The 14,286-nt window shown below is 44.5% G+C and carries 15 protein-coding genes and 1 riboswitch; of the genes, 11 read left to right on the top strand and 4 right to left on the bottom strand.

Features of this window, described 5'->3' with window-relative positions; translation table 11 throughout:
- Positions 1–143: 143 nt before the first annotated feature.
- The 10 genes from CAG69_RS01750 (at position 144) to CAG69_RS01705 (ending at position 9,747) form a co-directional block, all read left to right on the top strand.
- Positions 144–755: a thermostable hemolysin gene (locus CAG69_RS01750; protein ID WP_161442436.1), complete on the top strand. Its 612-nt coding sequence runs from the start codon at positions 144–146 to the stop codon at positions 753–755.
- An 80-nt stretch (positions 756–835) separates the two neighbouring features.
- The gene (locus CAG69_RS01745; RefSeq protein ID WP_161442434.1) at positions 836–2,395 is read left to right on the top strand and encodes an AMP-binding protein; all 1,560 of its coding nucleotides are present in this window, start codon (positions 836–838) and stop codon (positions 2,393–2,395) included.
- Between the two features lie 25 nt (positions 2,396–2,420).
- Positions 2,421–3,104 carry a TenA family transcriptional regulator gene (locus CAG69_RS01740; protein WP_161442432.1) on the top strand — a complete coding sequence of 228 codons (684 nt, stop codon included), beginning with the start codon at positions 2,421–2,423 and terminating at the stop codon, positions 3,102–3,104.
- Positions 3,105–3,112: 8 nt separating this feature from the next.
- A complete protein-coding gene (locus CAG69_RS01735) occupies positions 3,113–3,907 on the top strand; it encodes an SDR family oxidoreductase (RefSeq protein WP_161442430.1) in 795 nt (264 codons plus the stop codon).
- Between the two features lie 14 nt (positions 3,908–3,921).
- Entirely contained in the window at positions 3,922–4,557 is a 636-nt protein-coding gene (locus CAG69_RS01730) for a tetratricopeptide repeat protein (protein WP_161442428.1), read from the top strand.
- Positions 4,558–4,560: 3 nt separating this feature from the next.
- Positions 4,561–5,217: a response regulator gene (locus CAG69_RS01725; RefSeq protein WP_161442426.1), complete on the top strand. Its 657-nt coding sequence runs from the start codon at positions 4,561–4,563 to the stop codon at positions 5,215–5,217.
- Complete coding sequence (locus tag CAG69_RS01720; protein WP_161442424.1) at positions 5,207–6,619, top strand: sensor histidine kinase; 1,413 nt, start codon at positions 5,207–5,209, stop codon at positions 6,617–6,619. Before CAG69_RS01725 ends, CAG69_RS01720 begins: the two co-directional genes overlap by 11 nt.
- Before the next feature lie 186 nt (positions 6,620–6,805).
- Positions 6,806–8,755, top strand: a complete 1,950-nt coding sequence (locus tag CAG69_RS01715; protein WP_161442422.1) for an LTA synthase family protein — start codon at positions 6,806–6,808, stop codon at positions 8,753–8,755.
- 142 nt (positions 8,756–8,897) lie between these two features.
- Positions 8,898–9,263 (top strand): VOC family protein, encoded by a 366-nt coding sequence (locus CAG69_RS01710; protein ID WP_085344686.1) that lies wholly within the window; start codon positions 8,898–8,900, stop codon positions 9,261–9,263.
- A 100-nt stretch (positions 9,264–9,363) separates the two neighbouring features.
- Positions 9,364–9,747: a hypothetical protein gene (locus CAG69_RS01705; protein ID WP_005393414.1), complete on the top strand. Its 384-nt coding sequence runs from the start codon at positions 9,364–9,366 to the stop codon at positions 9,745–9,747.
- A gap of 91 nt (positions 9,748–9,838) precedes the next feature.
- Here CAG69_RS01705 and CAG69_RS01700 read toward each other — a convergent pair whose 3' ends face one another.
- Both CAG69_RS01700 and CAG69_RS22270 read right to left on the bottom strand, forming a co-directional pair.
- Positions 9,839–10,573, bottom strand: a complete 735-nt coding sequence (locus CAG69_RS01700; protein ID WP_161442420.1) for a chromosome partitioning protein ParA — start codon at positions 10,571–10,573, stop codon at positions 9,839–9,841.
- Between the two features lie 31 nt (positions 10,574–10,604).
- Complete coding sequence (locus CAG69_RS22270) at positions 10,605–10,763, bottom strand: hypothetical protein (RefSeq protein WP_005377784.1); 159 nt, start codon at positions 10,761–10,763, stop codon at positions 10,605–10,607.
- Between the two features lie 528 nt (positions 10,764–11,291).
- Positions 11,292–11,391: riboswitch (glycine riboswitch) on the top strand.
- 122 nt (positions 11,392–11,513) lie between these two features.
- Here CAG69_RS22270 and CAG69_RS01695 point away from each other — a divergent pair.
- Positions 11,514–12,890 (top strand): alanine/glycine:cation symporter family protein, encoded by a 1,377-nt coding sequence (locus CAG69_RS01695; protein ID WP_161442419.1) that lies wholly within the window; start codon positions 11,514–11,516, stop codon positions 12,888–12,890.
- Positions 12,891–13,005: 115 nt separating this feature from the next.
- Here the strand turns inward: CAG69_RS01695 and CAG69_RS01690 are convergent, their stop codons facing one another.
- Both CAG69_RS01690 and CAG69_RS01685 read right to left on the bottom strand, forming a co-directional pair.
- Positions 13,006–13,572, bottom strand: coding sequence for a hypothetical protein (locus CAG69_RS01690; protein WP_005393418.1), 567 nt, complete (start codon positions 13,570–13,572; stop codon positions 13,006–13,008).
- Positions 13,572–14,207: a LysE family translocator gene (locus CAG69_RS01685; RefSeq protein ID WP_005393419.1), complete on the bottom strand. Its 636-nt coding sequence runs from the start codon at positions 14,205–14,207 to the stop codon at positions 13,572–13,574. Before CAG69_RS01685 ends, CAG69_RS01690 begins: the two co-directional genes overlap by 1 nt.
- Between the last annotated feature and the right edge of the window lie 79 nt (positions 14,208–14,286).

The raw sequence follows: 14,286 nt of genomic DNA, 5'->3' as shown, positions 1-14,286 counted from the left end.
TTACATACCAGCACAAAACCCCAAAAGGCACTGCCATTTAAGCCTTCCTGTCGTTAAATAATTTATCAAAATTTCATTCCTTAAGAATTTCTTAAGTTTCGCGTTTTATTTTGTTGATAACTACTCAAACAAAGGAAGCGCTCATGAAACACCATGCACAAACTTCTGCAGATAGCTTTACTTTAGACATCGTTTATCCAATGCATCCGCTTTGGAGCCAAGTTATCGAGCATGTTTCTCAGCGTTATCAAGAAGCATTCTTTGCCGAGCTAAAACAATTTATGCCGGCGTATTTAACCCTCATTGAAGGCGGCCAAATTATTTCCGTATGCGGCTTTCGCATCGCCGAAGATGAGCCCTTGTTCCTTGAACAGTATTTAGAAGACGACGCCCAAAAGCTGGTTTCTAACGTATTTAACTGCGACGTAAAACGTTCGAACTTAGTGGAGTTTGGTCACTTGGCATCTTTCGCTAAGGGCATGTCGTCTCTGCACTTCTACCTCATCGCAGAAATGCTGGTCAATCTCGGTTTTGAATGGTGCATCTTCACCGCGACAGACCCACTTCACGCCATGATGGCGCGCCTAGGATTGGAGCCTCATATCATCGCACAGGCCGATCAAAATAAAGTCCCCGATGCCGAGTCCACTTGGGGGTCGTACTACGAACATCAACCGCGTGTGTTAGCTGGCAATTTGCAAAAAGGACTAGAGCGTCTTCGATTAGTCCAAGAAAAAAAACGTAAACAAGCCTAGATAGAAAAGTAAACGTCGTTAAAACCACAAACACAACCAGAATAACTTGGTTAAACAAAACGCCAGAATATAGGTGATGTATGAATATTCTCCTCGATGCCATTACAAAATGGGCAAAAACGACACCAGATCGAGTAGCACTTGTCGGCTACGAAGCGAATCAAACGGTTGAACTGACTTACTCTGAATTGTTAAACAAGATCGAACTCGTTGCCGCCGAGCTTATTGCACAGAACATCAAAGCACTCGCGCTACGCGCAGAAAACAGCATCGATTGGGCCATTGTTGATTTGGCGGCGATGGCGGCAGACATAGTCGTCGTACCTATTCCGACTTTTTTCTCTGATGCACAAGTTGAACATACGTTAGAACAATCAGGCGTCGATGCTTTAGTTGGCGATTGGCAAGCATGGTTGGCTTCTAATTCTAAGCAAAGCTTTAACCAGCAAGACCATTCGTTTTCCATTGCAAATTTGCCTTTGCTGCGTCGTAACCAGTTGGGAGATGAAGATACACAGGCAGCTTATCTACCAGAAACCGGAAAAATCACATTTACGTCGGGCTCGACTGGTCAGCCTAAAGGCGTCTGTTTAAGCAATGATCATTTGTGTTTGGTGGCGAAGTCGCTCGCCGACGCCGTAAACAGCGCGGCACACTCACACTTAGTGCTGCTTCCGTTATCGACGCTTCTCGAGAACATAACCGGTGTTTATGTTCCACTCATGTTGGGCGTGACGTCATCTATTTTACCCGGAGCGCAAACCGGCCTACTCGGTTCAAGCCAATTCGAACCGCGTTTGTTTGCACAAGCATTAGCGACCATCAAACCAGAAAGCTTAGTGCTGACACCGGCTTTATTGCTTGCGCTCATTCACATCGCGAAACAGCAGCCCTCTCTTGTGGATTCTCTAAAATTTGTCGCCGTTGGCGGCGCAAGAGTGTCGTCTCAACTGATTAACGCCGCGCATGCACTGAACATCCCTGCGTTTGAAGGTTATGGCTTGTCTGAATGTGGCTCCGTCGTTTGTTTGAATACACCTGCCACATTTAAAGCAGGAACGTGTGGCAAACCGCTTCCACACACTCAGATTCGTATCGCGGAAGATGGTGAACTGCTCGTCAAAGGCAACGTTGCTCTTGGCTATTTGAATGAGCCGTTTACTCAAGAATGGTTAGCGACTGGCGACTTAGCCCAAATTGACGCGCAAGGCTTTGTTACTTTCTCAGGACGCAAGAAGAACCTTATCGTCACCGCATACGGCAGAAATGTCTCACCGGAATGGATTGAATCAGAAGCGTTGGCGTTTTTACCGATGACGCCACTGATCGTTACAGGCGATAGCCAACAAACATTATGCGCTGTCATTGCCAATAGCGAAGACGTCGAAGCAAAGGTTCATGCATTAAACCAAACCCTACCCGATTACGCTCAAATCCGAACCTTATTGCTGCTGGACAACCCACGAGCCATCTCTGGTTGGTACACGGATAACGGCAAGCTCAAACGAAATCAAATCGAACATGATGTGGCTCAGTTATTAGCGAGCACAACGCCTGAATTAACGCTGCAAGAGCAAAAGATCCAACGCATCGATTTGCCCTTCCAGCAACACATTACGTCTTTCCAAACTGCATCTTAGTTAACGGCTTCTTAAGGAGAAGGTTATGACTTTATTTTTCGAACAACTCAAACAAAGCACTACCGCTGCTCAACAAGCAATGTTAACTGCGCCAGTCATCGCAGACGTTCAACAAGGCAACATTTCCAAAGATATGTATATCGCCTTTCTAACCCAAGCTTACCATCACGTTAAGCACACTGTTCCCTTGCTGATGGCGTGTGGAGGCCGCCTATCTGGCGAATACGAATGGGTACGAGATGCCATTACCGAGTACATCGAGGAAGAGAAAGGCCATCAAAAATGGATTTTAAATGACATCAAAGCGTGCGGCGGCGATGCCGAAGCAGTGCACAATAACAAAGATGTAGGTCAAGTAGGTGCACCGATTGAACTGATGGTTTCCTACCTTTACCACAACATTGACCGCCACAACCCACTCGCGCTGTTTGGCATGGTGTGGGTATTAGAAGGCACCAGCGTCGGCATTGGTGGCCAAATGGCAGAAAAAATTCAGTCAACCCTCAACCTGCCCTCTTCAGCAATGACTTACCTAGTTTCACATAGCGTGTTAGACCAAGATCATCTGCAATTTTTTGAATCATTGATGAACAAGATCACCAAAGCGGCAGATCAACAAATCATCATCGACTCAGCAAACATGGTGTTTGATCTTTACGGACAAATGCTGCGCTCTTTGCCTTCTTTCTCAACCCAACAAGCGGCGTGAGGTGAAGCATGATCATTAACAACAGCACCATTCTCCTGACAGGCGCAACGGGCGGAATTGGGCAAGCCATCGCGCAAGAGTTAGCCAAACGCGGTGCCAGCCTCATTCTTGTTGGGCGAAACGAAGAGAGCTTGCAAACACTACAGCGTGAACTGTCAAATCCAGAACGTCATGACGTAGTCGTTGCAGACATCGCCTCATCAGAAGGATTAACTGCGATTAAAGATCGAGCGCGTCAACATCAAAAAGTGGACGCACTGATTAACAATGCGGGCAGCAACGATTTCTCGTTGTTAAGTCACAAACGACCAACGCAGATTGCAGACGAAATCCAACTCAATCTCGTTGCGCCGATGCTGCTGTGCCAATCGGCGTTGACGTGGTTAAAGCAACCTGGGGTGATTCTCAATATAGGTTCCACATTCGGCTCAATTGGCTACCCTGGCTATACCTCCTATTGCGCGGCAAAAGCGGGTTTGCACCGTTTTACCGAATCGCTCGACAGAGAGCTGTTCGCAACCGGAATCCGTGCGCTGTATTTGGCACCAAGGGCGACAGAAACCTCGCTCAATAGCGATGCCGTCAATGAAATGAATCGACAACTGGGTAACAAAACGGACTCGCCGCAAATTGTAGCCGATCACGTTGTCACCATGTTAGAAAAAGAAATTTCCGCGAAATGGATTGGTTGGCCAGAAAAGCTTTTTGCGCGCATCAATCAACTGCTTCCAAGCGTGGTTTCTTCTGCGATTCGTAAGCAGCAAGAAACCATTCACCAATACGTAAACCGAGTCAGTCATTGAAGAGGACATGGACGATGAAGACCAAACAACTACTTTGCGCTTTGACGGTTTGTTCAACGTTAGCTTCGACCGCTGCGTTGGCAGGTAATACTCCACTGCAACAGGTTCAAAAGAAATGGGCGGAATGTCAGTACAGCACGCCCGATGGTGACGAAAAGGAACAATGCTTCCATCGTGCGATTGCCAAAACCAGTATTTATCTCGACAGAGAACCGGGCAATCACGAACTTACCGTTTGGCTGGCAATCAATAAAGCATCGCTGGCTGGTGCTCAAGGTGGCTTGGGTGCACTATCACTCGCCAAAGAAGCCAAATCTTTACTCGAAGGGGTAATCGCAACTTCACCGCAAGCGCTTGATGGATCTGCATACACCAGTTTAGGTTCTCTGTATTACAAAGTTCCGGGGTGGCCAATTGGCTTTGGTGATGACGATAAAGCCGAAGAAATGTTGAAAAAAGCGTTAGAGATCAATCCAAAAGGCATCGATCCGAACTATTTTTATGGAGACTTCCTTGCAGAAGAAGGTCGAGACAAGGAAGCGAAAGTGTATTTGACTCGCGCAATGCAGGCGTCACCTCGCCCTGACCGGCCTTTGGCTGATAAAGGTCGAAAACTGGAAATTAAAGCGACTCTTGGGAGTTTGAAATAATCCATGCGCTTATTACTCGTAGAAGATGACAAACTACTCGGTCAATCCATGGTGACTTCATTAAGTCGCCATGGGTACACCGTGGATTGGGTGGAAAAAGGGTCTGGCGTGACTAGCGCACTCAAAACAGAAGCGTTCACTGCCGTGATTTTGGATCTCACTCTCCCCGATATCGATGGATTGGAAGTTCTGCGTAATATTCGCAAAGGCGGATTTAAGCTCCCAGTGATGATACTTACCGCACGAGACGACATTCGCGATCGCGTTCAAGGCCTCGACGGCGGCGCAGATGACTACCTCGGAAAACCGTTTGCACTCGAAGAGTTGCTCGCTCGCTTGCGTGTGTTGATTCGCCGTCAATCCGGTAGTGCAGAAGAAATCATTCAAGTTGGGCAGTTATCTTTATCCTTATCGGAACAAAGCATTTGCTACGATGACGCGCCGCTTAAACTCACACGCAATGAATTTAAAATCCTCACCAGTTTGATGACGAACGCCGGGCGCGTGCAAAGTAAGGATCAATTGCAACAATCACTACACGGCTGGGATGAAGGTTCAAGCGACAACGCTATCGAAGTTCATATTCACAATTTGCGTAAAAAAGCGCCCAAAGTGGTCATTAAAAATATTCGCGGTGTGGGGTACATTCTTGAAAGATAAGAAGTCGTACTCGATCAAACGTCAGTTAACTCTATCAGTAGGCGTGTTGGTAAGTTTTCTCTTACTCATCTCACTTTATTTCAGTTTCCAATCTGCGAAGCACGAGGTCGAAGAAGTTTATGACGCTAGGCTTGGACAATCCGCAAAATTAATGTTGCTGACGCTCTCAATTTCAACGGAAGAGAGGACTCTCGCTAACCATCGAGAATTATTTAATGAGTGGATGGAAAACATTGAGTCAATGTCAAAGTCTGACGATGACAATGTCACAACGTTCGGCCACCCTTATGAACAAAACTTGGTTTTTCAATTCTATCGAGACAACACACTGCTCTGGAGCTCAGATCAAACCTTGCACGCACTCTCTACGTCCTTTGATAATAACGGCTACGCTGATATCGTAAAAGACGGTACACAATGGCGTACATTTCAGATTTCACTACCACAACTAAAACATGATAATGAATACGTCGTGGTTGCAGAAAAATACAAGATACGTAAAGAGATCATCCACGAAATTGCCCTATCCACATCAATAGAACAATTGCTGATACTACCAACTTTGTTGCTTTTGCTGTTTTGGTTGATCGATAAACATTTCCGACCGATTAACAACCTGCGCACCGCCATCACACAAAGAAACGTACACCGATTAGATCGCATTCATGTAAAAGACAACACCGTTGAACTCGCACCACTTGTCGATTCACTCAACTCTCTCCTCTCTGAACTAGAGTTAGCCTGGCAAAGAGAGAAACGCTTTACACGTGCTGCAGCGCATGAACTAAAAACCCCACTAACAATCCTTCGTCTTAACGTAGAAAATGCACTTGAAAGTAATGATCCGGAGCAACTGAGAGGAGATTTACACAACATTCTGCAAGGCATTAAACGCACTGACCGCCTTATCCATCAGCTACTGACTTTAGCTAAAGTAGATAGCTTATCAGAACGTGTATTCGACACCGTTGAGCTAACCCCTTTGTTGCAAACCGTTGTTGCTGATTTGGCACCGTTAGCATTGAAGCATAAGCAAGACATCAGTTTATCATCTTCCAACATCGCTATATCCGGTGATCGAATGTTGTTAGAGGTGTTATTTCGTAACCTCGTCGATAATGCGATTAGTTACTCCGGCGAGCACAGTGACATACAAGTCAGCGTCACTGAGAACAATAATACAATCAAAGTCTTAATTTCCGATACTGGTCCAGAAATCCCGAAAGAAACTCGTGAAAGAATCTTCGAACAGTTTTATCGGGGTCATTCCGAACTTGGCGACGGTGCGGGTTTAGGGATGTCAATTTGCAAAGACATTACAGTACTACACCGTGCAACACTTGAGCTCATTCCCAGAGAAAATAGTAGGAATACGTTTGTCGTCACTTTCCCAAAGTGCTAACAAAAGCGATACAGACCATAACGTGTTTAATTTATGTTCCAGCCGAACATGAGCTTCATTCCACACTTACATAGACATACCAACACTTACACTACTCGACCATAAACCCACATTATAATTCACGTTTATTTCACGCTTGCTTTGTTAAAAACAACACAACATAACAATTAAACTATTCGAATAAATATGAAAAACTTATCTAAGGGCTCTGTGTGGGGGCCTTTGCAGCCAATTGCTGCTTTTTCTTTGTTTTCACTTATATTTTTGTCTATCTCACGCGTTTTGCTCGCCTTTTGGCAACTTGATCGAATTGACTCTTTCAACGACTTAATTTACATCCTAGGCCAAGGCTTACGCGTAGACATTGCAACATTGTGCTGGTTATTCATCCTCCCTGCACTGCTTTCAGCCCTAATGCCATTAAACGGCAAGATTGGGCAATACTGGAAATGGATATTGCGCATATGGATGGTTTTAGGGCTTTGGATTCTCGTGTACATGGAACTGGCAACGGCACCATTCATTCAAGAATATGACCTACGCCCAAACCGTCTGTTTGTGGAATACCTTATCTATCCGAAAGAGGTCATGGGCATGCTTTGGACTGGCTATAAGCTAGAGCTGTTTATTGGCGCGTTAGGCACGGCATTAACTCTAGTTTTGGGTTGGAAGTGGAGCAAAAAACTGACCGACAATGCACAGCAGATCAACTGGAAATGGCGCCCACTATTAGCCATTTTTGTTGTGCTTCTTGGTGTTGCAGGCGCACGCTCGTCTTTAGGCCACCGCCCACTAAACCCTGCCATGGTGGCGTTTTCTAACGATCCACTGCTTAACGACTTAGCATTAAATTCATCTTACTCACTGCTGTTTGCTGTCAACAGCATGAAGTCAGAAAAAAGCGCAGAGCAGTTTTACGGCAAGATGGATAATCAAAAGATGCTGGAGCTAGTTCGCGCTTCGTCAAAAAAGTCCGACTTTGATCCAACATTGCTTCCAACCATGAACAGTAACCCTGCGACCTACCATGGTAAACGTAAGAACTTAGTGATCTTGCTACAAGAGAGCTTAGGAGCGCAATTTGTGGGTTCTTTGGGTGGTCTGCCTCTTACGCCAAACCTAGACGAACTCATGGCTGAAGGTTGGCAGTTCACGCAAATGTACGCAACGGGTACTCGTTCTGTTCGTGGTATCGAAGCTGTAACCACGGGTTTTCCACCATCCCCTTCTCGCGCAGTGGTCAAACTAAGCAAAAGCCAAACAGGCTTCTTTACCATCGCAGACTTACTCAAAGCACAAGGTTATCACACGCAATTTATTTATGGCGGTGAAGCAAACTTCGATAACATGAAAACCTTCTTCTTCGGTAATGGTTTTGATCAAATCGTCGAAGAAGATGATTACAATAACCCAAGCTTTGTTGGCTCTTGGGGGGTCAGTGATGAAGATTTATACAACAAAGCAGACGAAGAGTTTGAACGTCTTTCAAAAAGCGACAAACCTTTTTTCAGCTTAGTTTTTACGTCAAGCAATCACAGCCCTTATGAGTATCCGAAAGGTAAAATTGAGCCATACGATTCCGAACACATGACGCGCAATAACGCGGTAAAATATTCAGATTACGCTTTGGGTACGTTCTTTGACAAAGCGAAAAACTCATCCTACTGGGATGATACTATTTTCATTGTCATTGCAGACCACGATGCCCGCGTGTCTGGCGCTAACTTGGTTCCAGTTAAGCACTTCCACATTCCTGCATTGATCATTGGTAAAGACATTCAACCACGTAAAGATGACCGTATCGCAAACAACATAGATATGCCGCCTACGCTGTTGTCTCTTATTGGCGTAGACGCCAAAACGCCGATGATTGGTCGTGACTTAACAAAACCACTGGCTCGCGAAGATGAACGCGCAATGATGCAATACGACAAAAACTTTGGTTATTTAACGCGTGACAACCTAGTTGTGCTTTCTCCTGGTGAAAAAGTATCGACCCTGGCGTACGACTTTGAAAGCCAAACCATGAAACCGCTAGAAGTCGATGAATCCGTTATTGAACGCGCAAAAGCAAACGCATTGTTTGCATCTAAGGCGTATCAAAACAACTGGTACGCTTCGAAACGTACCAACTAATATCCGCTGATTCAGTTAAAAGGGAGCCAACTGGCTCCTTTTCTTTATTCTTACACTCTCCTTCGAATCTTCTACTGACAAAGCCTGTCTTAGCCTTCCGTTAGATTCAACCTCATACTTCTAGTAAATTGAGAAACAGACCATGCTAACTATCAATTCATTCGTCCTCTATGTTGAGGACATCCAAGTAAGCCAAGCTTTTTACTCGAAACTGTTTGATTGTGAGGTCACGTTTTTGTCTCCAACATTTGCTTCTATGCCACTCGCAAATGGCTTAAAACTGTCACTCAAGCAAAGTGATGTTCTTTCCCCTTCCAGCGACATCAAAGGTGGTGGCACCGAGTTATCATTTGCAGTGCGCAACCGCCATACGTTAGAGCACGTTTACAACAGTTGGAAAAACATGGGCGTTGAGTTTGCTCAACCACCAATGACTTCGGTGTATGGCTTAAATTTTGTGGCTACCGATCCGGATAAACATCGCATTCGCGTTTTCATTAGTGAATAAAAATGCGTTAAAAATGCTTTTTACCCATTCCCAATGTGACTTCAATAAATTAGACTCAGGGAAACATCAAAAGCTGCGTTGTATATAAGAAGGAATGCCCATGAGCTCAAGTATGATCCTTAGCGAATCTCTAATCGAGAGTGGAAGAGATATCCCCCTCAAAGAACTGCTTTACGCAAAGCGCGTGCTGGATAACTACATGGCGGTAGCAAAAGAGAGCAGCCCACTTGAGCTGTTGACAGAGATGAAATCGGCAGCAAAGCAAGTGGAATACTTTACCACTACGAGTAACCCGTGTGAGGCTCGTAATGTCATCAGTCAGATGATTGATAAAATCGACACCGCGGAATCTTTTGAGTCGTTCAAGGCTTTAGCAGGCAAGCCCTCACTAGCTCTCAATGAACTGATTGAAGATCGCGCCCAACTGATTAAACATGAGCGAGAATTGCTGCTTGCTTCAGGCTATGACGCCTCGCGTATCTAAGAATTAACGCTAGCTCCGGAGTTTAAAGCTAGCAACGAAAAAGGAGCTCTTAAAGAGCTCCTTTTACTTTCCAAAATCAGGTATAAAAGATCTAGAGGCCGATATCTTCAGTTATTGCTTTGATTTGCTTGAGATCCATTTTATAAACTTCAATCATTTGATCGACCTGACTTAGTCGTGAATTGGCTTCATCGTGTTTATCACACGCGTCCGATTTCACGTCCCAAGATTTACCTTCCAAAAATACATCACACTCTTTTTTGAGTTTCTCGATCTTAGGCAATAATTTCGCCCTTTCTTTCTCTAGAGACTCCAATTCTTGCGAAATTTTCAGCTCTTTTTGAAACACCTCGCGCGATCGTTCAAAGATAGTCGCTTGCATATCCGCTTGACGACTCAGCTTCTCATTTTCTGACTTTGTCGTATTGATCTTATCTGCCTGTTGCTTCAATTGAGACTCTAGCGACAGGTTAACTTTCTCGACCTCAGTCAATTGCTTTTGTAACTTCTTAATCGCTTTCTCGTGCGCTTCATCTTTCGCAACGAGCAGTTCAGTGACTTTATCTTGTATTTCTTGGTCGAGCGCTTCTTCGCGCACTTTTACTTGAGACACCAACTGCGTTTTATCTTGCGTCAACGCTTGGTATTTTTCTTCTAGCACATGATAAGTCGATTCCCACTTGTTCGCAGTGACAATCGATCCAACAAGGCCACCAAATGCCAAGCCTAATACCGCAGCAATCGCGATATAGATATGAGTACGTTTGTCACGCTCTTCAATGACAACAACGTCGTCTTGTTCTTCCATCTTGTTCTGAGAACTCACCGTATACTACTCCAAGGACTCTTTTACTTTGCTAGCGGATCAATTCCGCAAACATAATCGATGCTGTATAAATCAGAAAGGCGCCAATTAATGTTATAACGGTCGCTTTTTGGACTTTTTCATTGGTTCGATAACGAAACAGCACAAATGCTACTGCAATCAACACCGCAATGGCTAATAATCTGGTCATACCGCCTCCTTGTCCACTTATGAAAAACTGCCTAGGTCCATAGACGGTTTCACAAAGATTTATTGTAACTCATTTATACGCCCCATAAGGTCAACTTAGCGTAGATTTTAAAATAAGTGCTTCGATTTTAATCAAATTTGTGTTCTCAATTGAATAACTTATGCCATAATAATCGAAACACATTTATCGTTCTGAAGTGTGTTCTTGGTTCTATTCCCTAGCCCAATGAGTTTTGTTTATGCAGTTGCTCACACAAAAAACTTGGTAAACATAGCTTCGTGAAAATAAGTGGGGTTATTTCGTTGAAAATAAATTGACATAGGGTGTTGAAATGGACCAAAAACATGATAGAGTTCACACGTTAATGATGACCAGCATCATTAACTAACCTTTACTCATTTAATTGAGTAATTGTTCCGATGAAGACTGCAGGAGAGTGGTTATTAATCAAATTTTAACATTTGATTAGCATAACTCGCCGAAGAATTAACTATTTCAGGTGCTACCTAGGTAGCGGGGACTGTAGTTGGAGGAACCTCTGGAGAGAACCGTTAAATCGGTCGCCGAAGGAGCAAGTCTTGCACTCACGCAAGGTGAAACTCTCAGGCAAAAGGACAGAGGAGTGGAAAGTTACAACCTAACTATTTTGCTTGGCCTTCCCGCCTACAACCAATAGCTTAGTTCTTTTAGAGATCGTTGATCTCGTCCTTTCCCTCTTCTCCTTATTAGTTGTTTTATTAAGGGGAAATCATGAACGACCTACAATCTTTACTACAAACCATGGATAATTTTGTCTGGGGTCCACCACTGCTTATTTTGCTAGTGGGTACCGGTGTTTACTTCACTTTTAGCCTCGGCTTGATCCAGTTTAAACATCTCCCAACAGCGCTAGCGATGGTATTCAGTAAAGATAAGTCATCTGATAAACAAGGTGACGTTTCTAGCTTTGCAGCACTTTGTACTGCGCTCTCAGCAACGATTGGTACTGGTAACATTGTTGGTGTTGCCACCGCGATCAAACTTGGTGGACCAGGTGCCCTATTCTGGATGTGGCTCGCCGCCCTTTTCGGAATGGCGACTAAATACGCCGAATGTTTGTTAGCGGTTAAATACCGAAGAGTAGATGATAAAGGCCAAATGATTGGTGGCCCAATGTACTATCTGCAATACGGTGTTGGCTCAAAAGCCCTCGCGATCATGTTTGCAGTGTTTGCTTTGGGTGTTGCTTGTTTTGGTATTGGTACGTTTCCACAAGTAAACGCGATTCTGGATGCAAGTGAGATATCTCTCGGTGTTGACCGTGAGCTCTCTGCCTTTGTACTGACTCTTTTGGTTGCTTTCGTAACTTTGGGTGGCATCAAATCCATTGCTAACGTTGCAGGAAAAGTGGTTCCTACTATGGCTGTATTTTATGTGTTGGCGTGTTTAAGCGTGATCATCATGAATGCAGACCAATTGTTCAATGCCGTTGAATTAGTGCTGGTTTCAGCATTTACATCAACAGCAGCGACCGGCGGTTTCTTAGGTGCAAGTATCATGTTGGCGATCCAATCAGGTATCGCTCGTGGCGTATTCTCAAACGAATCTGGTTTGGGTAGCGCGCCTATGGCAGCAGCGGCAGCGAAAACAGACTCTTGTGTGAAACAAGGCCTGATTTCAATGACAGGTACCTTCTTTGATACCATCATTATTTGTACCATGACGGGCCTAGCGTTGATCCTTACTGGCGCATGGCAAAGCGACTTTTCTGGTGCAGCAATGACGACTCATGCCTTTGCGGTAGGTTTGAATGCGGATACATTTGGCCCAATGCTGGTGTCAATTGGTTTGATGTTTTTTGCATTCACAACCATTCTTGGATGGAACTACTACGGTGAGCGTTGCGTTGTGTTCCTCTTTGGTACAAAAGCGGTGCTTCCTTATAAGCTGATTTTCGTTGGTTTGGTGGCATCAGGCGCGTTCCTCCATCTAGACATGATTTGGCTACTCGCCGATATCGTAAATGGTCTGATGGCGATTCCTAACCTAATCGGTTTGATCGCACTGCGTCACGTCGTACTGGCAGAAACCAAGCTGTTCTTTAGCTCAGCATCGCAATCTGATGAAATTGAAGCAGTAAAAGCTTAGTGACATGACAAGTGTTCAGTAATGAACCGTCAATCGCTGAAAGTAAATTGGAAATGGTAAAAAACATAAAGCCCGCTGGTATTCAGCGGGCTTTATTTTATCTTAAGCTAAGCGGTTAATCTCGCAACCATTGATGCTCAACCTTTTCTCCACGTTCTTGAAAAAACTTCGCATTTTTTTGCTTGAATTGATCCGACTTCAGCTCTGATAGAGGCCAGTCTGAAAACGCCTCTGTTACGAACGAATCTCCAACCCCAACTTCAATCGATTCAAGATGCTTCCCGATGTAGCGATAAAAGTAGCTCTGCCCCAGTGCATCACAAACCATCGGCACATGTCTCATGCGTTGATGGTTGACGGATACTGAAGCCCAAGTTGTCGTTTTAGGTTCGCAGCTTTGCTCTTTTACAACATCAACTTCAAATTTATTGTCCATTGTTGTCGAGACAAAAACGACAATACCGTCATTCATATACACACGTCGAAGTAATAGCTGTTTCGTATCTTGAGTTCGCGTCTGTTGTATTCCATTGGAAAATGGCTCGAAATAGCCCCAGTGCCAAGACCAGGTCATGCCACGTTGCGCAAACTGTACCTGTGGCCATGTCTGCCAAACAATGGCACCAACCACGCCAGTAATAAACACAACGAGCAATATCAAAAGGTGGTAAATATTGCGCATTACACCGGCTTTTCAATCAATAACTTTACGCCAAGTGCGACTAAGACAGCGCCCGTCGCCCCTTCCATCCACTTCATAAAGCTTGCATTCTTTAACAGGCTCTTAGCTGAGTTAAGTGCGCCAGCCAAACCACACTGCCAAACCATCGCAATAATAAAGTGCACGGATGCCATCATCATTGATTGAAGCAAAGGAGAACCTTCTGGATTCACAAACTGTGGCAAGAACGCCAAGTAGAAAACTGCCGTTTTTGGGTTCAAGACGTTAGAAAGAAAGCCCTCTCTAAAAGAGCGTTTGCCATTAAACACTTCATGAACCTGCTCAGTCACTGACAAACCATTCTTCGACGACATCAGGGCTTTTAAACTGCTCAGACCAAGCCAAATAAGATAAGCTGCACCAATCATTTTTACGATTTGGAACAACTCTGCAGATTGCGCCAGAATGGCCGAAATTCCAACCGCTGAAAAGAAAGCATGCACAAATAAGCCAAAGCAAATCCCTAAACTGGTTGTACATCCGTCTTTTAAACCCGCGCGACTGGTATTACGGATAACAAGGGCCGTATCTAAACCCGGCGTTAGCGTTAAAATAGTGATGGCAATAATAAATGCCTCAAAATTCAAGATATCCATATTATCGTGATAATTAATTGTTAATCCGTCATCAATACCGTCAATCCACGAGATTCGCAAGCTTCTTTTTTAAGAGAGC

Origin of the sequence: Vibrio sp. V43_P6S15P86, assembly GCF_009904725.1 — a bacterium.
Lineage (GTDB): Bacteria > Pseudomonadota > Gammaproteobacteria > Enterobacterales > Vibrionaceae > Vibrio > Vibrio diabolicus.
This window is presented reverse-complemented; position numbering and strand designations above follow the sequence as displayed.